This window comes from Ruegeria sp. ANG-R (assembly GCF_000813985.1).
Taxonomy (GTDB): domain Bacteria; phylum Pseudomonadota; class Alphaproteobacteria; order Rhodobacterales; family Rhodobacteraceae; genus Ruegeria.
In genome coordinates, this window is sequence record NZ_JWLJ01000001.1 from 1,045,170 (window position 1) to 1,066,812 (window position 21,643).

Sequence of the window (21,643 nt, forward strand, 5' to 3'; positions counted from 1 at the left end):
CGTGAAGGTATCTGTACCACTGATTATTGCCTCGCTAACCGGTGCCGCTGATGCCGAAGTTTGCTTTCTAAGTGAAGTCTGTGAGCGCGAAGAAGAGTGCGTGGGTCCAACATTCGATATCGAGTTCGATGGCAATCCACCCAATCAAGTTCGAAGTAATTTCGGGGAATTTACAATTGATGGCACCTCTGCGGCCGGTGAAACGACTTCCAAGTTACGCCTTTCGACGGGAACAGAGTATGTTGTTACATCTAACAACTCATTGATGATTGCGTCTCAAAAGAAAGAGAATAGCAACTCGATTGTATACTTCGTACGAACACCACCATCAACGCTGACGGCTACGCTCGTCGTCGTTCCGCAGAAATATGTCGATTACTCAGAGACCTTCAATGCGCGTCGCGTATTTGAAGGTGATTGCGAGCAGGAGTTTTAATGGACTTCCTCAACGCCCTTGTGGCGCTCTCCAACTTCGTCCTTGTTCCCGCAATCGCCTATGGCAGCCAGTTGGCGCTGGGCGCTTTGGGGGTGACGCTGATCTATGGCATCCTGCGGTTCTCGAACTTTGCGCATGGTGATACGATGGCCTTTGGCGCGATGATTGCCGTGCTGGTCACGTGGGCCATGCAGGCCGCCGGGGTCAGTTTCGGGCCGCTGCCGACCGCCTTGCTCGCCCTGCCCTTTGCCATTCTGGGCTGTATTGTGCTGGTGCTGATCACCGACCGGCTGGTTTACAGGTTTTACCGGGAACAAAAGGCCAAACCGGTCATTCTGGTGATCGTGTCGATGGGCGTAATGTTCATCATGAACGGGCTGGTGCGCTTCATTATCGGACCGGATGACCAGAGGTTTTCGGACGGCGCGCGGTTCCTGATCAAAGCGAGGGATTTCAAGGCTTGGACTGGGCTGAATGAGGGGCTTGCGATCAAGACCTCGCAAGCCATTACAGTTGTTGTCGCTGTGGTAGCCGTTGCCGCCCTGTTCTGGTTCCTCAACAAGACCCGTACCGGAAAGTCGATGCGCGCCTATTCAGATAACGAGGACCTGGCGCTGCTGTCCGGCATCAACCCCGAACGGGTGGTGATGATCACTTGGATCATCGTTGCCGCCTTGGCGACCACTGCGGGTGTACTTTACGGCCTCGACAAAAGCTTTAAACCGTTCGTCTATTTCCAGCTTCTGCTGCCAATCTTTGCCTCGGCCATCGTAGGCGGTCTGGGCAATCCTCTGGGTGCCATCGCGGGTGGGTTCATCATCGCCTTCTCCGAAGTGACGATCACGTATGCGTGGAAGAAGGTGCTGACCTATCTGGCACCAGAAAGCCTTGAACCGTCAGGATTGGTGCAGTTCCTGTCCACCGATTACAAATTCGCCGTCAGTTTTGCCATCTTGCTGATCGTGCTGCTGTTTAAGCCCACAGGCTTGTTCAAAGGAAAAGTGATATGAGCGAGCCCCTCAAAAACACTCTGCTATTCGTAGTCGTCGGCGCCCTCATCCTGCTGACCGGGTTCACGCAAAGTTGGAACGCGGCGATCCTGATCCTGAACATGGGGCTGATCTCGGCCATCATGTCCATTGGGGTGAACCTGCAATGGGGCTTTGCGGGCCTGTTTAACGTGGGTGTCATGGGCTTTGTTGCGCTGGGTGGGCTTGCAGTTGTGCTTGTTTCAACCCCGCCAACCCCCGGAGCATGGTCGGCTGGCGGCTATGGCGTCGTACTCGCGCTGCTTTTGGGGGCCGCGACGGTTGTAGCGGCTGTTATGGTCGCGCAGAAAATGCCCAAGGGACGTGCGCGGACGCTGACGATTATTGCCATTTTGGTCATCGGCTTTTTTGTTTACCGCGCGATCTTCGATCCCAATATTGCTGCAATTGAAGCGATTGATCCCGCTGTCGCAGGCAATATAGGTGGCCTGAACCTGCCGGTTCTGTTCGCCTGGCCAGCGGGCGGATTGCTGGCAGCCGGTGCCGCCTGGTTGATCGGCAAGACCGCATTGGGCCTACGGTCAGATTATCTGGCGATTGCAACGCTGGGGATCGCCGAGATCATTATTGCGGTCATGAAAAACGAAGACTGGCTCGCCCGTGGGGTCAAGAATGTCTACGGCCTTCCGCGCCCGTCCCCAGTGGTCGGGTACGAAGTAGAGCTGCAGCAAGACCCCTCATTCCTCGCTCGGGCCGAGTGGTTTGGGCTGGACCCGGTCACGGCGTCGACATTGTCGGTCAAGCTGGGCTACTCGCTGCTGTTCCTGATCGTGCTGTTGGTACTTCTGTGGATGGCGCAGATGGCTTTGAAAAGCCCGTGGGGCCGCATGATGCGGGCCATCCGTGACAACGAAGTGGCCGCAGAGGCAATGGGCAAGGATGTCACTCGCCGTCACCTGCAGATCTTCGTGCTGGGTTCGGCTGTCTGCGGTATTGCGGGCGCAATGATGACCACTTTGGACGGACAGCTGACGCCGGGCACGTACAATCCCTTGCGCTTCACCTTCCTTGTCTGGGTGATGGTGATTGTTGGCGGGTCGGGCAACAATTTCGGGGCCGTTCTGGGCGCGTTCCTGATCTGGTTCCTTTGGGTCCAGGTTGAACCCATGGGCCTGTGGCTGATGAACCTGATCACCTCGGGGATGCCGGATGGCAGCGCGCTCAAAGTGCATCTGATCGAAAGTGCGGCCCATATGCGGCTGTTTACCATGGGGCTGATTCTGCTGATTGTTCTCAGATTCAGTCCAAGAGGGCTGATCCCCGAGAAATAAGCAGATTTTCGTAAGAAATTCCCCTAACCCGCCGTTAATCGGTGCGGTTTATTGTGCGGAAGGTCAGAAGGGTCTAAACCGGTGTACCGCGATCCACCACATCGCGACCGTGTCTGGCCCCGCGCAAGTTCGGTGCGGGGTTTTTAACGATCTTACAGTTTATCAGGATGAGAGCATCGTAATCGCAATGAAAAAACCACTCAGATTTTTTGCAGTCGCAGTTCCGCTGATGGTGACACTATCCGCGTGCATTCCAACGCCCGAGGAACTGGAAACCACCCCTGTTAAGGTGCAAACGCCCAAGGGTGTCGTAACCTGCCAACTGTACACTCAGAACCGCGTGTACTGGGATCGGGCAATTGACTTCCCGGCAACCAAGATGTCGGTCGCCGAGGCGGACAACTATTGCAAGCAGGAAGGTTTGCGCCGTCTGAACAAGTGATCGGAGCGGCGCACGCTTCCGGGCGCGCGCCGCGTCTTGTTTCAGCGATTACGGAACAATCCGCCCAAAATGCCGCGCACGATGCGGCGGCCGGTTGTTCCCTTTAACTCTTTGATCACGGCCTCGCTCATGGCGGTGGCAAAGGTGTCCTTTTTACGCGAGATCCGAGAGGATGAGCGCCCAACGCGGCTGCCCGAGTATCTGCGGGCAGAGGCGTATTCACGCTCCATCGGGCTCTGCTGCTCCATCGCCTCATCGGATTCGACCTGTTCTGCGGCACTGGCAGCCGCATCGGCGCGGGCCTGCAGGATTTCAAAGGCGGACTTACGGTCAATTCGGGTACCATACTTGGTATCCATCGGCGAGGCGGCGATAACAGCCTGACGCTCAGACTTTGTGATCGGGCCGAGTTGCGAACCCGGTGGCCGGATTAGTGTACGCTCTACGATGCCCGGCATACCCTTCTTTTGCAGCATCGAGGTCACGGCTTCACCCACACCCACTTCTCGAATGGCGGTCTCCGTCTCGAAGGCAGGGTTTTCCCGGTAAGTCTCGGCGGCGAGGCGAAGGTTCTTGCGGTCGCGCGCCGTAAACGCCCGCAGCGCATGTTGGACCCGATTGCCCAACTGACCAAGGATATCCTCGGGGATGTCTGCCGGGTTCTGGGTAATGAAGTAAACTCCCACACCTTTCGACCGGATAAGCCGCGCCACCTGTTCGACCTTATCCACCAACACTTTGGGCGCGTCGTCGAACAGCAAATGCGCCTCATCAAAGAAGAACACCAGTTTGGGCTTCTCAGGGTCACCGACCTCGGGCAATTCCTCGAACAGTTCACTGAGCAGCCAAAGCAGGAAGGTTGCATAAAGACGCGGAGACCCCATCAGCTTGTCCGAAGCCAGAATGTTCACCACACCCTGCCCGTTCGCATCCGTCCGCATCAGATCGACCAGGTCCAGCGCAGGCTCACCAAACAGGTTGGTACCGCCCTGGTTCTCCAACACCAGCAAACGCCGTTGAATCGCACCGATCGATGACGTCGAGACATTGCCGTAGCGGAGCGACAACTGCGCTCGATTCTCGCCGATCCAGACCAGCAACGCCTGCAGGTCCTTCAGGTCAAGCAGCGGCATCCCCTCTTCATCGGCCACCCGGAAGGCAATGTTCAGAATGCCTTCCTGTGCCTCGCTTAACTCCATCAGACGCGAAAGCAGCAACGGCCCCATCTCGGTTACGGTTGTGCGAACGGGATGACCCTGATCACCGAACAGATCCCAGAACGTGACCGGACACGCAGCGTACGAAAAAGCATCGAAGCCGATCTTCGCCGCGCGTTCAGTAAAGGCCTGATGCAATTTGTGTGCTTCGCTTCCGGGCATCGCCAAACCGGACAGATCGCCTTTGACATCCGCCAGAAACACGGGAACACCGGCTTGCGAGAACCCTTCGGCCAGTATTTGCAGCGTTACCGTTTTGCCCGTGCCGGTCGCGCCCGCAATCAGGCCGTGACGGTTAGCATATTTCAGCGACAGCCCCTGCGCCACCGAGTAGTCTTCGCCACCGCCGCCTATGAAGATCTTGTTGTTCATTGAAAATCTGTCCCAAATTCTACCGATCTGCTGCAAGCATACAAAGTTAACCTTTCGCTGCGAGAGTAAATGTTGCCCATCGCGGTCTGGCTGCGGTGGCAATCTTCCTCCCTGTCGACTGGCCGTGCCTTCGGGCACGGCTTTTTTCGCAATACGATAAAAACCTAAAAGGCCCAGTTCAATTTTTTCGGGTTAGGAGTTGACCACAAGGTTCCCCTTTCGTAACGTCTGCGCATAACTAAGTCGGCCAGTCCGACGGGGAGAAAAAATTCATTAAGGGAGCCGCTCCACCGGCTCCCTTTTTCGTTGCAGATGGTAGTGTGCTCTGCACATTTCGGCAAAAATTGATCAATTCCCGGACTGGTATTCGGTTTTACCCTGACACCACCGATTTGCAGTGATAGATGAAACAAAAAACTGGATCAGCTATATGAGGCATTCATGATCAGGAAACTTGTCCCCCTTAATATGGTGGCCGCAGCACTGTTGTGCGGCACGGCCATTGCGCAAGAGGCCACAGAAGAACCAGAAACCGGCGCTGAGGCCGAAGTCGGCAGTGACCTGGATCTCGGTCAGTCAGGTCCTCGGGTTGGCGAGCAATACGTTAAAGAACAAACCGGCGACTGGAACATTTCCTGCATCAAGACCGAGGGTGGCGAAGACCCTTGCGCGATGGTTCAGGTCCTGAGCAACCCGCAAGGTGATCCGATTGCCGAAATCTCGATCGGGAAGCTGCCCGAAGGCGGTGCCGCGGTTGCCTGGGCGAATGTCATTGTTCCGCTTGAAACACTGCTGCAAGCGCAGCTGGCTATGTCAATCGACGGTGCGCCTCGCAAGTTGTACAACTATCACCACTGCATTCCGGTCGGGTGTGTGGCGCAACTGGGTTTGACGCAAGGCGATGTCGACGCGATGAAATCAGGCCAAAAAGCGGTGATGTCTCTGGTTCCCGCGCGCTTGCCAGATCAAATTCTGAACATGGACATGTCACTGGGTGGCTTTACGGCTGGCTTTGACGGGCTGACCGCTTCCGCAAACTAAGAGACGAAATATCCAATAATAAAGCCGCCGCGAGATAGCGGCGGCTTTATTCATTTCAAATCCGCTTCAACGCCAGAACTGCGTTCAGCCCGCCAAACGCAAAGGCATTGCTGAGAGCGACATCAACACTCGCCTCGCGCGCCTCGTTCGGCACGACATCCAACGCACATTCCGGGTCGGGTTCTTCGTATCCAATGGTCGGAGCAATGACGCCGTCACGCAACGCCATGATACAGGCCAACAATTCCACCGCACCGGTACCGCCAATCAGATGGCCGTGCATCGATTTGGTCGACGAAATCATCAGATCATCCGCATGTGGGCCGAACACATCGGCGACCGCAGCGCATTCGGTTTTGTCATTGGCCGCCGTGCCGGTCCCGTGCGCGTTGATATAGCCAACATCACTCGCATTCAGCCGCGCATCCGACAATGCCCCCGCCATGGCGCGCGATGCGCCCTGTTTGCTGGGCATCACGATGTCCGCCGCATCCGATGACATGGCAAAGCCCACGACCTCGCACAGAATATCAGCCCCACGCGCGCGGGCGTGTTCGTAATCCTCGAACACAAAGACACCTGCACCTTCGCCCTGCACCATGCCATTTCGGTTGGCGCTGAACGGGCGGCACGCATCTTTGGACATGACCCGCAAGCCTTCCCAGGCCTTGACACCACCAAAGCACAGCATCGACTCTGAACCACCGGTGACCATGGCCGGAGCCGCCCCGCTTCGCACCAGCTGAAACGCCTGTGCCATCGCGTGGTTCGACGAGGCACACGCGGTCGAAACCGTGAAGCTGGGACCTTTGAGGTTGTGTTCCATGGAGACGTGGCTGGCTGCCGCGTTGTTCATCAGTTTGGGAACGACAAACGGATGCACCCGGTTTTTGCCGTCTTCGTAGACCGAGCGGTAATTGTCGTCCCATGTCGAAACGCCGCCACCGGCGGTTCCCAGGACAACGCCCGACCGGGCAGCCGTATCGCCCGAGAACACGATGCCGGATTGATCAATCGCTTCTTTCGCAGCGGTCAATGTGAATTGGGTGAACCGGTCATACAATGTCATCTGCTGGCGGTTGAAACGACCCTCAGCCTCGAACCCACGCACCTGGCCGCCGATCTTAATCGACAGCCGATCGACATCGCGGAACTCCAGATCGGAGATGCCGCAACGTCCCTCGCGCATGGCCTCCAGAGTATCAGGAACCGAATGGCCCAACGAGTTGATGGTGCCTGCACCCGTAATGACGACGCGTTTCATACCGGCGGTCAGACCTTTTCCGACACGAGTTTTTCGATACCCGAAATGATCGCAGCCACGTTCGAAATATCGAAATCGCTGGCGGTGGGCTCGTTCGCGTTGAAGGGCACCGTGATATCGAATTCCTCTTCGATAGCAAAAATACTTTCGACCAGACCCAGACTGTCGATGCCCAAATCTTCGAGCGTGCTGTCGGGCGTCACATCCGAAGGCTCAAGCACGGCCTGTTCGGCAATGATTGCAATGACGCGGTCGCTGATGCTCATCTCGATCCCCTGATTATCGCATTGGGGATGATTTAATCGCTTGGGGGCTGTTTGAAAACAGCCTTTTTCAACGCCTCGACGTCACGGGCCAATCTGGGAAGTCGACGTTGCGCTTTGTAAATATCTGTATGGCTTTCCATTTTGATCCCCGGATAGCCCATAATCACGCGGCCAGCAGGGACATTGGACAGGATTTTGGTTCCACCGCCGGATATCACCCCGTCCCCGATAAAGATATTGTCAACGACACCGGTCTGGCCGCCCAACACGACGTTGTTGCCGATTTCCACCGAACCAGACACACCGGTCTGGCCACATAACAGACAATCCTGCCCAACACGGGTGTTGTGACCAACATGCACTAGGTTATCCAGTTTTGATCCGCTGCCAATCACCGTGTTGCGGATCGTTCCGTTGTCGACCGTGCAGTTTGAGCCGACCTCGACATCGTCACCGATCTCGACTGCCCCCAACGAGTGGATGCGCATCCAGCTTTGGGCCTTGGCATCCCCCTGATCTCCCAATGTCTTCCGGGCGTTCTCGGCCCCTGATACCTCGGGTGTGACATAGCTGAACCCATCGCCACCGATACGCGCCCCGGGTTGGGCGATGAACCGATCTCCGATCTGCGCCCGTGCACCGATGCTCACCATCTCGCGTAAAAGGGCACGTTCACCCAACGTGGCATCCATGCCGATCACGCAATGCGCGCCGATAACCGATCCCGAGCCGATCCTTGCCCGCGCGCCAATGACCGCCAGGGGGCCAATCGAGATATCAGGTCCAATTTCGGCCGTTTCATCTACTATGGCAGAGGGATGAATTCCCGGTGCAATCCCCTGCCCCCGATCCAACATAGATGTGATCCCCGCCATCGCCATACGAGGGCGCTGTACAAAAATGGCGGCGTCAAGACCCAGCGCCTTCCAATCCGCCCCGTCCCAAAGAACCGCAGCCCGTGCCGCACCGTTCGCCAAGGCCTCGGCGTATTTCGGCGACATCGCCATGGCGAGGTCAGTTGGCCCGGCGTCGCCGGGCTCGGCGGCGCGCAGGATTGTCAGGCCGATCTGGCCCTCAGCCTCGGCACCTATCGCTTCGGCGATCTGCTGAATGGTAAACTGCATGTCGGGCGTCCTCGTGACGGGATTTGCCCCGTGATTACCCTTGAACGTCCGGCAGGGCCACCCCTGCCTTTTGCAGCGCCTCCCAAATCTTGCGATCCCGGTCATAGACGTCGCGGCGGTACTGAACGTCGCCCATGGGACCGATATACGCTGTTCGATAGATCAGATGGACCGGAACGGGTTCGTCGAGATTCACCTTGGTCTCTTTGCCCGTGTTCAGCACACGGTGGAAAAACGCCTTTGGGTCTTCCTGTTGTTTGGCCAAAAGCGCATAGGCAAATTCGAAGGGCTGCGCCAACCGGATACACCCATGAGAGAACGCACGAACCTCGCGCGAAAACAGAGATTTCTGAGGCGTATCATGTAGATAGATGTTGTGCTTATTGGGGAACATGAACTTCACCAACCCCAATGCGTTGCTTTTGCTGGGCGGCTGACGCATGGAAAACGGGAAGTTACGCGCAGTGAACTGGTTAAAGTCGACGGCACCGCGATTTACCTGCCTGCCCCGGCGATCCGTGATCTGGATATGCCCGACCGCATTCGGATTGGCCCGCAGTTTCGGCAGGTATTCCTTGGTGATGATCGAGCGCGGCACATACCAGCTGGGATTGATCACCATATGCTCCATCTCGTCCGAGAATTCAGGGCTGCGGCGATCATCAGTATTCTTGCCGATTACGGCGCGGGTTTCGAAGGTTACCTGTCCATCGTCGACAATCTTCGCCGAGAAATCGGCCTGATTAACCAGAATGTGCCGCTCTCCCCGTTCTTCGGGCAGCCAGCGCTCCCGCTCAAGCGCAACGTGAACAGCTTTCAGGCGGTCCGACACAGGGCGGTTGATCTCGGTTATGGTCCCCTTCCCGGCAACACCATCAGGCTCGAGCCCATGTGCGGTTTGAAAGGACTGGACTGCCGCAAGCAGCACATCGTCGTAGATCGGGCTGGCTGTGGGCTTCAGGTAACCCATCGCAACCAGCCGGTTGCGCAGCTTGATGACATTCGCACCCGAGTCGCCAAGTTCGAGCTTGGAAACGGGGACGGTTTCGCCCCAACCGCCTTGCGCGATCAGCGCCTCCAGAGCTTTCTTCTGCTTCAGCAACGAACGGTATTGCCTCGACTGCGGCATCAGCTTCTTGAAATAGGCATCGCCCTCACCGGATACGAGCAGTTCAAGATGCTCTCCGGCGGTGCGGCGTTCAACCGAACGCACCAGCCCGGCGTCAATCTGTGACGGCCGTACAGCGCCAGACTGCAGGTCGCTCGCGTATTTGACAAAAACCCGGGTAAGCTCTGCCTCGAGCAGGCCCAGATCACGGGTGGTCCGTGCGTTCTGCATCTGCGTCATCAGCGCCTGAACATCGTAGCGCGCCCCCGGCAGGCCATGCAGGTCGGTTGTCGACAAGGCACGGATCAAAGCCGTGCGCCTGGCCGCATGTTCGGGCGTATTGCCCACCCAAACCGGATCGAATCCGTTTGTACGATAGAACTCGGCGATTGCCGGGCTGGGTGACGCGCTTTCAGCGACCGCCATCTGAAATGCCGTCCCACCTGTTCCCGCCTGAACTCCTGACGCGGAAACGGCAAGAAACGCGGCGATAAAAATACTTGAACGGGCACGGGTAACAAACGACATGGGATGGCCTTGACTATTCAATGACTTGCTCCGCTGTATAAGCGGCGTCTGAAAATAATGTTTTGCTGCGCTTCCGATGTCTATTCACAAATTCATCACCGGACCGCTTCTTTCGCCCGTGGTGCGCGATTGCATCGCCGCAACGCTAACTGCGCCAAAAGCAAGCATACTTGCATCAGTTGCGCAAAAAACTGCCGAAAATTCCCCCTTGATTTGACTGCGACCAAAGATTTCTTGGCTGTTGAATCCGACTGTGTCATAAAACCCGCATCTGGGATGGGAAAAAATTAAGACGGCGCGCGTAACATCGTGCGCAGGCAGGAACAGTACGGGACGAAACAGAAAATGACCAAGAGCAGTACATCGGGCCTGACCCGGCGTGCCCTATTGGGCGCATTCGCGGCAACAGCGGTAGTTGCGGCACCGACCTATTCCAAAGCAGCTGGTTTTCTACGCGGCGGAGGCGACATTCGCCGTATCCGCATGTACTCTGGCCGCACTGGTGAGCGCATCGACATGGTCTACTGGGTCGATGGCAAATACATCAAAGACGCGGTGAAAGAGGTCAATCATTTCATGCGTGACTGGCGCAGCGATCAGGTCAAGTCCATGGACCTGCGCACCATCGACATCATGGCTGCCGCGCACAACATGCTGGATGTAAGTGAACCTTATATGCTTCTGTCGGGCTATCGCTCGCCGCAAACCAATGCAATGCTGCGTCGCCGCTCGCGAGGCGTTGCCAAGAACTCGCTTCACATGAAGGGTCAGGCCGCCGATCTGCGACTGTCGTCGCGCTCGGTCTCGCAGATGGCCAAAGCGGCTATGTCCTGCCGTGCCGGTGGCGTTGGACAGTACTACCGCTCAAATTTCGTCCACATGGACTGCGGCGTCATCCGTTCTTGGCGCGGCTAGCCAAGCGTTTCTTTCCGCGCTGTTGCTCTACCCCCCTCAGATGTTTCGTAAGCGTAGTATCTGACCCTCAATTTGCGTCTTCTGGTACAGGCATCTACGCATATGGTTCTACACCGTTCACACGACACGTGCCGATGATGCTGGCCATAACGGCCCAGTTGCGTCCACCGATTTCAGAACCAGAAAATAGCGCATTCTTGCGAAGCACGGCAATGGGCCTAATGGTGTTTTCGACGGCATTACTGTCGAACTCAACGCGCCCGTCGCTCAAGAACACCTGCAAGCCATCCATAAGTTTCATTGTATACCTGATGGCGCTGCCCAAAGTGGACTTCATCGATATTTTTCTTGATAGATCTCGCAGTATTCGAAACAGCCGGTCAATCAAAGGCAGGCTTTCATTTTGACGAATGGATCTACGCGCCGCAGCCGAAATCGGGGAAGGCTTCTGCATCTCCTGTTCGATACCGTAGATCTGACCAATAAGATCTAATATCCGCTGCGCTTCCTCGGATTTTGTCGCTTTAACTACGTCCAAAAACTTTCTACGGACATGTGCCCAGCAATAAGCCAGTGTGATTGGGCCGCCGTCGCGGTCTTTACTGGCCAGTCGATTGCAACCAGAATATCCATTAACTTGCAGCGTGCCGGAAAAGCCCTCCAGAATCTCTTCAGCGCGTTTACCGTGTCTAGATTGCTTAAAATGAAAAACCACTCCGGGGTTGGAGTTTCCTTTCCAGCGGCGATCATCCCGGCATAGCGCCCATACATAGTTAGGTTTTGGTGTTGCCGCTGCCCGGATCAAGTCGCGCCAGAACAGTTTCATCCATGTAGAGTTTCGAGCTGGTTTTTAGATCGCGTTCTAGCGCTTCAAAGACCGGCCAAAGAGCATCCGTTGCACTGTTCATCATCCTCGTCATCGACGATCGATGCAACTGCCCCCCGACCGCTTGAAAATCTGCTCTTGCCGATAGTTTGGAATGAAGTCTGCGAACTTTCTAACGGCCAAACCAACTATAAGCTGATCATCAAACCGCGTTTGTTCAAACGCACGTTTTGGGACGGGGGCCTGAACTAACTTGTCACACGTGCGGCATACATACTTTGGATAATGTTCTTCGATAACGCGCAACTGCGCTGGCACGAAGGTAAGCCGTTCAATGACTTGTTCTCCGAACGGTCGCATATTGCATCCGCAGCTGCAGGTCGTGCCTGCTTCTGGTTCAATAATACGAACATCGCGCGGCACGTTGTAGGGGATCAAGATTTTTTGACGACCTCGCATACCGCGAGGCTTTGTTGCAGTCGTTTTTGGGTAGTCCGGTACCGCGGTATCTACCTCAGGTTTGACGTCAAATGCATCAACCGGTTCAATTGGCTCAGCTGCCCGGCTTGTCTTTTCACTCTTTTGAGCGAATTGCATGTCCTGCAACTTGCTGAGTCTCGCTCTGAGCAAAAGATTGTCGGCCTTTACGACTTTCATCTCGGCGGACTGCGTTGATATTTGAGCGTCCTTCTTCACGATTTGGTTCTCGTGTTCGAGGTCACGTCTCGCGTCTAGTTCCGCGATCAGACGCCCCAGCCTTGCAACATAACTTTCTCGGTGCCTGCCGAGGTCAGCACATGCCGTTTGGATTTCCATCATTGTTTAGGTTCATCCCAGGCAAACTGTGAACACAGCTGTCTTGGTCGCGCCCTAGGTCTCGGACGCGTTTTCGCTAGATTTTTCGTGACGGAGGTGGGATGACCCAAGCGAGATCGTGCTACTAAACGACTTTGAGGCCCTTGAGGATCGCTAAAATCGTCGGGGCCTTGCTTATTTCAGAGCCCAGTAGATCTAAGTCATGGGTTCTTGTTCTCTTCTTGATAGCGCTCTGGCCAGAGCTCAGAAGGCGATACACCTAGCTTTTCTGCTATCGAATCCTGGACCCTTGCCGAGACGCCGCGCGAGTTGCTGACCGCAAGTACTGTGCTGTGAGAAATTCCTAGATCGCGGGCGACCCGGATGAACGAACTGCCCGCCTTTTGCAGTTCGTATTTGATTTTCAGATGTCTCTCTTTGGCCGTCTGCACTTGTAGATCGCTTTCCGTGATTCGCGCTATCTAAAGCACGTCAGAGATTCGCAATCAATGACAGAACAGCCTAAGCTATTGATATCAAATATATACCTAGCAGGCTACAGGTATACACATACACAAACGCCGCAATCCGGGTGGAAGCCTTTCCCTACATCTCTCACTACAAAGGATTTTTTGATTGCCAGATAAATACGAGCACAATCGGCTCCCCGCAGCATGGCGCAGCGCGGATTTAGAACGCATTATCTTTTTCACTCGCTGGATACCCCAGACCACTATTAGTACATACAAGGTTCTCAGGTTGGCAAAAAATTAGGCGATCAGATCGTTGACCTGACAAGACTCGCGCAAGCGTGCGATGCAAGAAGGCTATCGGGGCGTCGAGATCGGCTGTTGCTTCGTATGGCATCCGAAAGCGGCTTGTCTCTGGGCTTCTTAAAAGGACGCAGGCTCTGGCAATTGACCTACTGTTTTACGGTCGACAGCAACGATGCCTATCCATACCCAATGCGCTCTGATCACGTTGGCGTTAGCCCAAAGCCGTACACATCTATCGGTGTCTATGCCGACAGCACATTCTCACAAATAATACCACTCCCGCGCTCCTTGCTTAGGGTTCTCAGGTACTACCTCGCAAGCTTTGCGGGCCTGAAAGATCGTGACAGCTTTCTGTTTCCTGTAATTCGCAAAAGCGATCGCCCGAATCATAACGCATCTATCACGCCATGAGATGCGCACAAAATTCTGAAGTACCTGCAAACTAAAGTGGATTGCGCTATTCACTTCGACTGGCATGTGCTCCGTCAAGTGGCCGTTCGACGGTACTTACGAGATGATTTGTCACTTCAAGAAGTCCGCTTTTTGACTGACTATCGAGATATCAGATCAGTGAAGATGATCGCAAAAAACTACGAGCCTGGCTTCAATATTAAACCGAAATTTAAACCTCCCCGACTCATCGGACTGGATTTACCTGAAAGCGTCCTTTCGGCCAACGTTGGTTGTGGTTGTTACACGCAGTACAAGCTGACGTGACAGAGACTGACAACCCAACCATTTTTTCACTGGCTGAAGAGGGGGCGGAGGTTTTGAAAACCGACTTAAAAAATCGGGGGGTTTATTGTTGTTATTATTATTGTTTTATTTTCGGCGTCCATTGAACTGAAGTGCTTCTCTGGATGATCACCAATGCCGAAGTGGTTTTGGCTCCTTAAGGCTTAAGGCGAGTGACCGGATGCTAACTGCAACCATAGAAGATGAGTCAATGAGTGATTCAAGTTCGTGTGAACGCATTTGGCCAAGGTTATCAAATCGTTCTTCTAAACTGCTGAGCATGGATTGAGCTTTACGTTCAATGTTCCATGTTTCTTTCATCTCATGTGGATGATCTGGTTCTCCAAATAAATTTCTTCGCTCATAGAACCAAGAGCAGGCATATGTCTGTCGTTATGCCGCTCCCATGATGTTCGGCATTGGGCGCAAGCTGATTTCACTTCGAGGTGGCACTTTTTTACTTCCCCAAGCGCTTCTTTAGCTCGCAACCTCATAGCGGCTAGCTCAGCTTCTTGGGCTGCTTCCGCGTTTCTACGAGATACCTTCTGTGCGTTTAACGAAATGACAATTGCAACGACTGCAACGACAAGGGCGACGGCATCAAACCCGATACTGAGCGTTTCCCCGATACCCAAACCTTCCATTGATCCCCCTTCATGTCGTGGCGAACTCTTCGCGGTATACTTTATGTGGGTATGTACGGAGCATACAAAAAGCCTTCGACTTCAAATTGTCGTATGTTGCGTTGCTAAATATCGGTTCCGTTTGATCTTGGTTTGGCAAGCCGATTTCAAAAGAAGCTGGGGGGCTTATTCTTGTTAATACGTCGTTTCCGAAGCCACGCTAAGCGATGCCGCCTGAGCGAAACGTACACCTTCCGGCGCTACGCATAAGACTGACATTATGTGACCATATATAGAAGGGTAGCCTCCGTTAATATATATACCTTAGTTAGCGCCAGCCTTGGCAGTCTTTGGTTATGTCTCAGGGGAGCCACCAAGGGCTTACTTATTGTCTAGGTCCAATGCCATAGCAGCTTCCCTGAATGCCCCTCCGAGCCACAGAGAGTCGATGTGTATTCCCTTTAGGGCGGAGAATAAAAACCTAGCAAGCTGGCCTCCTGACGCATCTCCTTGGTCAGTCTAGCGAGAGCGATATTCGACCTTATGTAGAAGGCACCATCCGCCTTCATCGCAAACAGCCGAACTGACCTTCGGTATCAAGTTTTTCGGCCCGACTAAGAAGGCAGAGAACCGTCCCTTCTCTGAACGACCCACAGAGAGGATGGAAACCTACGGATATTATTTTTTTGGGTCTAAAATATTCTGGAGGACATATGACCCCCCAACAAATTACCATTGATCAATCCATAACCAAGAAGGCTTTGACATCTTCCACGGCCTTGACTGACGCCAGACACGTAAAGCTCAACGACATATTAGACGATTACTTGAATGTCGGTTTGTTCATGCACACCGCTTGGCAATACTTCAAATCCCCAACGAAATACGGCCAATTCATAGCCCAATGCAAAATCCCAAAGCTCTGAGCGTATGAATCCTGCTTGATTGAGCGCCCAATCCTATTGGGACTGGGCGCGCAGCTTCACCGCATGGACTTTCCTTCGAGGCGCAGAAAATGTGCCCTACTGCGGATGCGGTCCATGAATGCGTCGGCCAAAAGCGGATCACCGATGTAATCATACCACTCGTCCGGCGCCCGCTGTGCAATCATAAGGGTTGAACTTTGGGTGGATCGGTCTTCGATGACTTCGAACAGGTCAATCAACTCTTGCTTTCTTATCGGGCTGAGTGCGAAGTCGTCGATGATCAGCAGTTTATGCCGGGACATCTTAGTCCGAAGCTTGGCAATTGTTCCCTCCAGCCGGGCATATGTGACTTCTTCAACAAGACGACCCGCCCGCACATAGCGCACGCTGTATTCCTGACGGACAGCCGCTATCCCCAACGCACAGGCGAGCCAGGTTTTACCGGTGCCAGATGCTCCAGACAGGATCAGATTGTGTTTTCGGTCGATCCAATCCCCTTTCAGAAGCCCAAGCACCTCGGCCTTGTCGAGATTCCTGCCGTTGCGGAATTCGATGTCGTCCGGTTCCGCCAGATACTTGAATTGGGCAGCCTTCATGAGGCGATCAATCTTATTGCGATACCGTCGCTCGGTTTCGGCCTGCAATAATCGCAACACTCGGTCGGAAAATGGTAGATCAGCATACTGAGGATTTTGCAGCTGATGATCGTATTCTTCACGCACACCATTTAGGCGCAGTTCGTGAAGGAGGTTGAAAATCTGAGCGTTAGACATCTTCATCTCCCTCGTCTTGAGCATTCATTAGGTCCGCAAAATACGCCGCGCCCCGAATATTGCCTTGCGCGGCTGGCGTTGAGGGTTCTTCTGATGAATCCACAGACAAATTGTACAACCCGGCGCTAAGTATGTTCTCAACGGTTTGCACCGTTTGTTTGCCGATGAGGTTTGCCCTCTGACATGCGCGATCCAAGCGCTCACAGGAAAACTGTTCAGACAGGGCGCACAATTTTTGGGCTGCCTGCGCCGTCGCCGCGGGCTTTTTGTTGATCCTGAAATGCTTATCGACAAAGACCTCAGCATTGGGACCGATGTCCCTGACAAGCGCTTTGATTCCGCCAAGAGTTGTAAGCCGCGCTGCGCGATGTGCGGGCGGAGCGTGATCCGTATGAACAACATCCTGATCTTTACCGGTCGCTTGAGGGTGAGTCACGATCAGTTTCCCAAGATGGGAAAGATGGACACTTGTCGTTGTGATTTTTGCATTGACAATCTGCCCTGCAAGTCGGGACGGCACTGAATACCGATTGCCCTGAACATGAACGCGATAATCGCGGCCAACCCGAAGACGCAGAAGCCATTGACCGGGTTCAAATGCGCGGGATGGTAAGGGTCGGTATCCATGCGCGTCCGTTTCTTCGAACAGTTCATTCCGGCTTTTGTTGTTGTGACCTGCCATCGGGCGGGCATTGAGTACGGTCAATCGTTCCTGAATGGCATGGTTCATCTCTGCCAAAGAAAAGAACCGCCGATCACGCAACGGGGCCAGGACATCATTCTGCACGATACCTACGGCGTTCTCAACAATGCCCTTATCTCTTGGTTTGCGAACGCGGGCGGCTTTTAATCCGAACCCGTAGTGGTCTGCCAGTTCCTGAAATTCAGGCGTGGGTACTGCATCAATGTTTCCGCGCCGTGGGGTTGTAACCGCTGACGCAAAGTTGTCGATGGTGACAATAACAGGAACGCCTCCGAAGAAAGTCATCATGGCAACAAAGGCCTGCAGAGCGGGCAGCTTCGCCTGACTTTCGATTGCAATAGCGAAGATCTTTCGACTTTTCGCACTCGCCGCGCAGAACAAATCATAGTCAATCTCCTCACCATCCAGGTCAATCAGCAATGGTTGTTTCTTCTTCTTGCGCCCGACAAAATCCGCTTGGATCATTTCTCCAGGTTCGTATTCGAAGCTGAGAATGATGCCGTTACGGTCCCGGTGTTGTTCGAGCAGGCGATAGAAGGTGCTGCGCCCCATCGGACGCTCTGTGGGGGACAGCCCATCGGTATATTCTTGATAGAGCGTCTGAAGTTTGACGCCCCGATCTGCATTTTCCGAAAGAATGTGACCCACGTCGGGTGCGGCAAAACTCTGTTTTCGGGCAAATGAACCGGGTGTCACAAGTTGTCGGACCTCCAGCTCATCTAGACCGTCAAGCTTTTCCAGGGTTATTCCAATCGCAGCGGCTTTCTTCCGCCATCCGGCAACGGTGTTTCGGGAGCAGTTCGTCAGTTTTGCGATTTCAGTGTTGTTCAGTCTGGCCTCAAGAATGAGGCGAATACGGCGCTGCGCATCAGTCAGCATGCTAAGTCCTTTCGATCAAGCAAAGCGCGATCGGGGGCAGCAAAAGACTGCCTTGACTTCACGCGCGAGTTTCGGGAGGATTAGCTATCGTCATCGAAGCGATACCTAATTCAGGGAAGCCGCCGGAGCATTGCAGTGCTTTTGGCGGTTTTCTTTTTTACTAATCCATTTCGCTTCCTTTCTTGTCGCGGCCCGGCCATAGTTGCTCAGGCGTGGTGCCTGCGGCTTCTGCCAGGGCCTTTTCGATGGTGGCTGAACGCATCTTTCCTTGCCCGACCAGCGTCAGTGCCGCTGCGGAGACGCCAAGATCGCGGGACAGCTGCGCCAAAGACGTGCCGCGTATCTGAAGTTCAGCCTTCAGCATCTGGTGGGATGCAAAATATCTGTCCGTCTGGCACATGAGCAGCTTTGATCTCTTTCCAATGATCGGCGACCGATCAACCATGGAATTGAGCTAAAGGAATTAATCTTGAGCCTGCAACAGCCCGACCCAAATACTTCCCCAGTCCGATGAGGCGAATTACTCTCATTCATGAGAGCAATCATTCGCATTCTCAGAGTTTTGTGTTGGTACTCAAACGCTTGCTGAATCGGTGTTTTTTCTTCAGGTTTGAATTGAAGACCATAGGATACCACCCAATGCCGCAGCAAAACCGCAGAGGAAACGGTCAGGACGACCTCAAAGAAATAGGCAAGGCGATTCGCGCGATCCGTCGATCACGCGGTTGGTCTCAAGCTGAATTTGCGGAGATGATTGGGCTTGCACGCGAGTCCCTTGGGCAATGCGAACTTGGCCGCCGGAACTTTCGTATCAAGACCTACCTGGCAATTCGCAGCGTGACAGGGGAAGATCCCGTGACACTGGCGCTTGAGGGCAGTTTACAAACGGTCAGAAAGCGCGACGCCACGCCAAAGGTCCTACTGCGCTTGCAGCGGCTTGTTCGGCGAATCCGATTGATGGAAGCCAGACGCAAGCTCGTAGAGGCAAGGCAGCGTTTTGAGCGCGAGGTATATTCTACGATTGCGCGCCGCTGGAACGAGGCGCGCAGCGGGTTCTTTTTTGGAGCGGTGCTGACATACGTCCTGCGTGTGTTGGCGATAGAGTATGACATCCCGTTTGGCGAGCCTTCCGGCCCCATCGACTGGGTCCTTGTGATATCCTTTTGCACGGCGGCCTTGCTGTTACCTCTTCAGTTCGTGGATGCAGTGAGGTTCGTCATGTGGCACCGCAAAGAGCGCGGGGGGAGGTTGTGAGGCTTGTGGTAGATGTGCAGATGAGCGGGTTGGGTTTGATTTTGACAAGCTGCTGATGAAGGGTTTTGATCTGGAGCATTCGGACGTTCAGATCGCGCGGAAGCATCGGGGTAGCGCCAAGTGGATACAGGCGCAGCGGTGCAGGTTGGGTACTCGGCCTTCATAGGTCGGCCGTCGGCGTATCGCACTGATCGAGAACTGGCCGAGGTCATTTAGACGACGGGTCGGAACTATTCCAAAGTGGCCGGGGGGATGGACTGCGCAGCTTTGGCGAAGCGGTATCATGAGGTGCGAGATCGGATGCAGTGGTAGTTTTGAAGACGCTTTTCTGCATTTATGAAGGAATTCTTGTGCGTCGGCATGTCGCGTTGTTTGATACCTCGTTGTCTTGATTTATCGTGTCGGTTGTGCAGCTATGAGGCGAAGGGATAATAGTCTGCTCGTCTTTCAATATAGTTGTGTCACTTCGCAACAATGCTTTTGGGATCTTAGCTTCTTTGTGTAGTATATTTCCTTGTCTTTCGATTGCTGTGCTTGGCTTTCTGGTTCCCTGCTATGCAAATGCTGACGGTTCAACAACTAAGACCTCTTTCTCGTCTGGCAAAATGCCGGATTACTCTGAGCGAGAGCTCCCACGTTGTGCAATAATCTGGGAGCCCGGAGGAGCCGTGCAATTCAAAACAGACTGTCTTCCGGGAAGGGAAATTGTGACGGAGAGCGAGAGCGGGACAGTTACGTTTGGCTTCAAGGTTGGAGAAAAGACAACCACTTCTCAGCGAGAAGTTGAGCACTCAAATTCGCTACCAAAAGATATAGTTGAACTCGTTTCCCAGGCACGAACTTGTATCAATCAAGCTGAGTGTGTGATCGAGCGAGAAGCTATGGAAATTGTTGAATTGTTGAGTCTGATAGACCCAAGCAAAGGGTCTTGGCGGTTCCAACTCGGAAGTTCGAGCAGAAAGCCGACATATGGTGCGGTGGCGTACTTTGCCGAAGTTGGTGAGGCTCTGATTGCCTTTCGGACGGCAGATGACGAGGATCAGTCGGGGGCGGACATAAAGATATTTCCTTATATCCTAGCTGAAGACTCTAAATAGGGACAACTGATTAAGATAGAGTTGAGCTCTAACCCTGCAAGTACTTCGATGCACGTCAACTAAGAAACAGAGTGATACCAACGCAATGTTATATAAGCTCCTAGGTTTTTCCATTCTTTTGCTGGTTGCATATTACCTCCGCGTACACGTGAATGGCGGAGGGCCAGAGATCATCGTCATAGTGGGCATCTTCGGTTTGGCTGCACTGTTCTTTTCCGAAAAAAACAAAAAAGACTAAAGCAAGGGTTATAGCATGGGCGTTTCAGATTTTAAGATTGAGCCTGGTATCTCGAAGCCACCTAAGCCAAACCAACCCCACGAAATAGATAATGTTTATGGGTACGCAGTAGTTTCTGCTGGCGCTCTTGCTACCGCGACATCTTATGCCGCATTGGCCAAACACGTACCCTATGGTCCCGCCAAAGCGATTGGTGGGCTTTCTGCAGTTTTTTCAGTCGGATACAGTGCAGCGCTTAAAGGCGCTTCAACTGGAACTCCTATTTCAAATAGCGACATTCTTGAGCTTGGTGTTATTGGAGCATCGGCATTCGTTAACCCTGTGTTCGGTCCGGTGGTAGCAACTGTTGCAATTGAAATATTCAAAATGGAAGTGGTTTATCCCGATTTCCCAGAGGTGTCGCTGGCACGGTCAAGGGAGCTTTCGGTCGGTGCGCTACCGGGTAATCCTCACTATGACTATGTTCAGGCAGTCGATTGGGGAGGCACTCAAGAAATAGCTGCGGCTGCAATGCGTGTTCCAGGTGTATACCAGGACGGCGTATTGAGAGCTGTAGCGGGCTACGAAGACTTTACAGAAATCCCTTCAACGTCACTTGAGACCTTGCCTCCCTCACCTGACCCCTCCGTTAGCCCGGACGGGTATGGTCCTTTGATTGGCGGCGAACCTGGTGATCCCGGTTTCCCAATTGGTTCCAGCGCGCCTCATGTAGACGCGTACGGCCCTGATGCTCTAGCTGCACCACCAAATTTTGGGGGCATTGGGCCAGACCTACCCCAACAAACGACTCCTCCCGGCACGTTGCAATCCATTTCACAAACTGGATTACCCCCAAGCGTTGGTTTGCCGATTCCGGACTTGCTGCCCGCTTTACCTACGCCGCTTCCTGGTGTGCCTTCCTATTTGGCGTGGTCCGGTCACAATATACCAATGCAGTTGGATATGGGTGCCGTAGCACCGGCCCCAACGCCGTATGTTTCTTCTG

The 21,643-nt window shown here is 54.0% G+C and carries 20 protein-coding genes; 8 read left to right on the top strand and 12 right to left on the bottom strand.

Annotation, left to right across the window (positions count from 1 at the left end; translation table 11 throughout):
* The first annotated feature begins 1 nt into the window (after position 1).
* The 4 genes from RA27_RS05245 (at position 2) to RA27_RS05260 (ending at position 3,198) form a co-directional block, all read left to right on the top strand.
* Positions 2 to 436, top strand: a complete 435-nt coding sequence (locus tag RA27_RS05245; protein WP_039535577.1) for a hypothetical protein — start codon at positions 2 to 4, stop codon at positions 434 to 436.
* A complete protein-coding gene (locus RA27_RS05250; protein ID WP_039535579.1) occupies positions 436 to 1,446 on the top strand; it encodes a branched-chain amino acid ABC transporter permease in 1,011 nt (336 codons plus the stop codon). Before RA27_RS05245 ends, RA27_RS05250 begins: the two co-directional genes overlap by 1 nt.
* The gene (locus RA27_RS05255) at positions 1,443 to 2,756 is read left to right on the top strand and encodes a branched-chain amino acid ABC transporter permease (RefSeq protein WP_039535581.1); all 1,314 of its coding nucleotides are present in this window, start codon (positions 1,443 to 1,445) and stop codon (positions 2,754 to 2,756) included. Before RA27_RS05250 ends, RA27_RS05255 begins: the two co-directional genes overlap by 4 nt.
* Before the next feature lie 229 nt (positions 2,757 to 2,985).
* Positions 2,986 to 3,198 carry a hypothetical protein gene (locus RA27_RS05260; protein ID WP_241484004.1) on the top strand — a complete coding sequence of 71 codons (213 nt, stop codon included), beginning with the start codon at positions 2,986 to 2,988 and terminating at the stop codon, positions 3,196 to 3,198.
* A gap of 41 nt (positions 3,199 to 3,239) precedes the next feature.
* On the opposite strand, the gene RA27_RS05265 is transcribed toward RA27_RS05260, so the two are convergent.
* On the bottom strand, positions 3,240 to 4,787 hold the full coding sequence (locus RA27_RS05265) for a helicase HerA-like domain-containing protein (protein WP_039535584.1): 1,548 nt from the start codon (positions 4,785 to 4,787) through the stop codon (positions 3,240 to 3,242).
* 441 nt (positions 4,788 to 5,228) lie between these two features.
* Here RA27_RS05265 and RA27_RS05270 point away from each other — a divergent pair, with 441 nt between their 5' ends.
* Positions 5,229 to 5,828 (top strand): invasion associated locus B family protein, encoded by a 600-nt coding sequence (locus RA27_RS05270; protein WP_039535586.1) that lies wholly within the window; start codon positions 5,229 to 5,231, stop codon positions 5,826 to 5,828.
* Between the two features lie 55 nt (positions 5,829 to 5,883).
* Here the strand turns inward: RA27_RS05270 and RA27_RS05275 are convergent, their stop codons facing one another.
* From RA27_RS05275 to RA27_RS05290, 4 genes are read right to left on the bottom strand one after another with little or no spacing between them, the layout of a single operon-like run.
* A complete protein-coding gene (locus tag RA27_RS05275) occupies positions 5,884 to 7,092 on the bottom strand; it encodes a beta-ketoacyl-[acyl-carrier-protein] synthase family protein (RefSeq protein ID WP_039535588.1) in 1,209 nt (402 codons plus the stop codon).
* Positions 7,093 to 7,100: 8 nt separating this feature from the next.
* Entirely contained in the window at positions 7,101 to 7,358 is a 258-nt protein-coding gene (locus tag RA27_RS05280; protein ID WP_039535591.1) for an acyl carrier protein, read from the bottom strand.
* A 32-nt stretch (positions 7,359 to 7,390) separates the two neighbouring features.
* Positions 7,391 to 8,482: a UDP-3-O-(3-hydroxymyristoyl)glucosamine N-acyltransferase gene (lpxD, locus tag RA27_RS05285; protein WP_039535593.1), complete on the bottom strand. Its 1,092-nt coding sequence runs from the start codon at positions 8,480 to 8,482 to the stop codon at positions 7,391 to 7,393.
* 34 nt (positions 8,483 to 8,516) lie between these two features.
* Positions 8,517 to 10,118, bottom strand: a complete 1,602-nt coding sequence (locus RA27_RS05290) for a L,D-transpeptidase family protein (RefSeq protein ID WP_039535595.1) — start codon at positions 10,116 to 10,118, stop codon at positions 8,517 to 8,519.
* Between the two features lie 345 nt (positions 10,119 to 10,463).
* On the opposite strand from RA27_RS05290, the gene RA27_RS05295 reads away from it, so the two are divergent.
* A complete protein-coding gene (locus RA27_RS05295) occupies positions 10,464 to 11,033 on the top strand; it encodes a DUF882 domain-containing protein (RefSeq protein ID WP_039535597.1) in 570 nt (189 codons plus the stop codon).
* Positions 11,034 to 11,127: 94 nt separating this feature from the next.
* Here the strand turns inward: RA27_RS05295 and RA27_RS23515 are convergent, their stop codons facing one another.
* From RA27_RS23515 to RA27_RS05330, 7 genes are all read right to left on the bottom strand, one after another.
* Positions 11,128 to 11,859 carry an IS66 family transposase gene (locus RA27_RS23515; RefSeq protein WP_082025028.1) on the bottom strand — a complete coding sequence of 244 codons (732 nt, stop codon included), beginning with the start codon at positions 11,857 to 11,859 and terminating at the stop codon, positions 11,128 to 11,130.
* Positions 11,860 to 11,949: 90 nt separating this feature from the next.
* Positions 11,950 to 12,678, bottom strand: coding sequence for an IS66 family transposase zinc-finger binding domain-containing protein (locus tag RA27_RS23085; protein WP_052265176.1), 729 nt, complete (start codon positions 12,676 to 12,678; stop codon positions 11,950 to 11,952).
* A gap of 197 nt (positions 12,679 to 12,875) precedes the next feature.
* Positions 12,876 to 13,106: a helix-turn-helix domain-containing protein gene (locus RA27_RS05305; RefSeq protein ID WP_052265177.1), complete on the bottom strand. Its 231-nt coding sequence runs from the start codon at positions 13,104 to 13,106 to the stop codon at positions 12,876 to 12,878.
* 1,376 nt (positions 13,107 to 14,482) lie between these two features.
* A complete protein-coding gene (locus tag RA27_RS05310) occupies positions 14,483 to 14,809 on the bottom strand; it encodes a hypothetical protein (protein ID WP_039535599.1) in 327 nt (108 codons plus the stop codon).
* A 961-nt stretch (positions 14,810 to 15,770) separates the two neighbouring features.
* The gene (gene istB, locus RA27_RS05320; protein WP_039537013.1) at positions 15,771 to 16,487 is read right to left on the bottom strand and encodes an IS21-like element helper ATPase IstB; all 717 of its coding nucleotides are present in this window, start codon (positions 16,485 to 16,487) and stop codon (positions 15,771 to 15,773) included.
* A complete protein-coding gene (gene istA / locus RA27_RS23090; RefSeq protein WP_052265178.1) occupies positions 16,480 to 18,069 on the bottom strand; it encodes an IS21 family transposase in 1,590 nt (529 codons plus the stop codon). Before istA ends, istB begins: the two co-directional genes overlap by 8 nt.
* A 160-nt stretch (positions 18,070 to 18,229) precedes the next feature.
* Positions 18,230 to 18,433 carry a helix-turn-helix domain-containing protein gene (locus RA27_RS05330; RefSeq protein ID WP_241484005.1) on the bottom strand — a complete coding sequence of 68 codons (204 nt, stop codon included), beginning with the start codon at positions 18,431 to 18,433 and terminating at the stop codon, positions 18,230 to 18,232.
* Between the two features lie 146 nt (positions 18,434 to 18,579).
* Between RA27_RS05330 and RA27_RS05335 the strand changes: the two genes are divergently transcribed.
* Together RA27_RS05335 and RA27_RS05340 are read left to right on the top strand one after the other, a co-directional pair.
* A complete protein-coding gene (locus RA27_RS05335) occupies positions 18,580 to 19,323 on the top strand; it encodes a helix-turn-helix transcriptional regulator (RefSeq protein ID WP_082025031.1) in 744 nt (247 codons plus the stop codon).
* A gap of 668 nt (positions 19,324 to 19,991) precedes the next feature.
* Complete coding sequence (locus RA27_RS05340) at positions 19,992 to 20,420, top strand: hypothetical protein (protein WP_152610644.1); 429 nt, start codon at positions 19,992 to 19,994, stop codon at positions 20,418 to 20,420.
* Positions 20,421 to 21,643 lie beyond the last annotated feature (1,223 nt).

Coding starts and splice junctions, on each gene's coding strand:
- lpxD (WP_039535593.1), bottom strand. CDS start 8,482: ATGCAGTTTACCATTCAGCAGATCGCCGAAGCGATAGGTGCCGAGGCT.
- RA27_RS05270 (WP_039535586.1), top strand. CDS start 5,229: ATGATCAGGAAACTTGTCCCCCTTAATATGGTGGCCGCAGCACTGTTG.
- RA27_RS05330 (WP_241484005.1), bottom strand. CDS start 18,433: ATGCTGAAGGCTGAACTTCAGATACGCGGCACGTCTTTGGCGCAGCTG.
- istA (WP_052265178.1), bottom strand. CDS start 18,069: ATGCTGACTGATGCGCAGCGCCGTATTCGCCTCATTCTTGAGGCCAGA.
- RA27_RS05335 (WP_082025031.1), top strand. CDS start 18,580: ATGAGGCGAATTACTCTCATTCATGAGAGCAATCATTCGCATTCTCAG.
- RA27_RS05310 (WP_039535599.1), bottom strand. CDS start 14,809: ATGGAAGGTTTGGGTATCGGGGAAACGCTCAGTATCGGGTTTGATGCC.
- RA27_RS05255 (WP_039535581.1), top strand. CDS start 1,443: ATGAGCGAGCCCCTCAAAAACACTCTGCTATTCGTAGTCGTCGGCGCC.
- RA27_RS05295 (WP_039535597.1), top strand. CDS start 10,464: ATGACCAAGAGCAGTACATCGGGCCTGACCCGGCGTGCCCTATTGGGC.
- RA27_RS05290 (WP_039535595.1), bottom strand. CDS start 10,118: ATGTCGTTTGTTACCCGTGCCCGTTCAAGTATTTTTATCGCCGCGTTT.
- RA27_RS05260 (WP_241484004.1), top strand. CDS start 2,986: ATGGTGACACTATCCGCGTGCATTCCAACGCCCGAGGAACTGGAAACC.
- RA27_RS23515 (WP_082025028.1), bottom strand. CDS start 11,859: ATGAAACTGTTCTGGCGCGACTTGATCCGGGCAGCGGCAACACCAAAA.
- RA27_RS05250 (WP_039535579.1), top strand. CDS start 436: ATGGACTTCCTCAACGCCCTTGTGGCGCTCTCCAACTTCGTCCTTGTT.
- RA27_RS05265 (WP_039535584.1), bottom strand. CDS start 4,787: ATGAACAACAAGATCTTCATAGGCGGCGGTGGCGAAGACTACTCGGTG.
- RA27_RS05275 (WP_039535588.1), bottom strand. CDS start 7,092: ATGAAACGCGTCGTCATTACGGGTGCAGGCACCATCAACTCGTTGGGC.
- RA27_RS05280 (WP_039535591.1), bottom strand. CDS start 7,358: ATGAGCATCAGCGACCGCGTCATTGCAATCATTGCCGAACAGGCCGTG.
- RA27_RS23085 (WP_052265176.1), bottom strand. CDS start 12,678: ATGATGGAAATCCAAACGGCATGTGCTGACCTCGGCAGGCACCGAGAA.
- istB (WP_039537013.1), bottom strand. CDS start 16,487: ATGTCTAACGCTCAGATTTTCAACCTCCTTCACGAACTGCGCCTAAAT.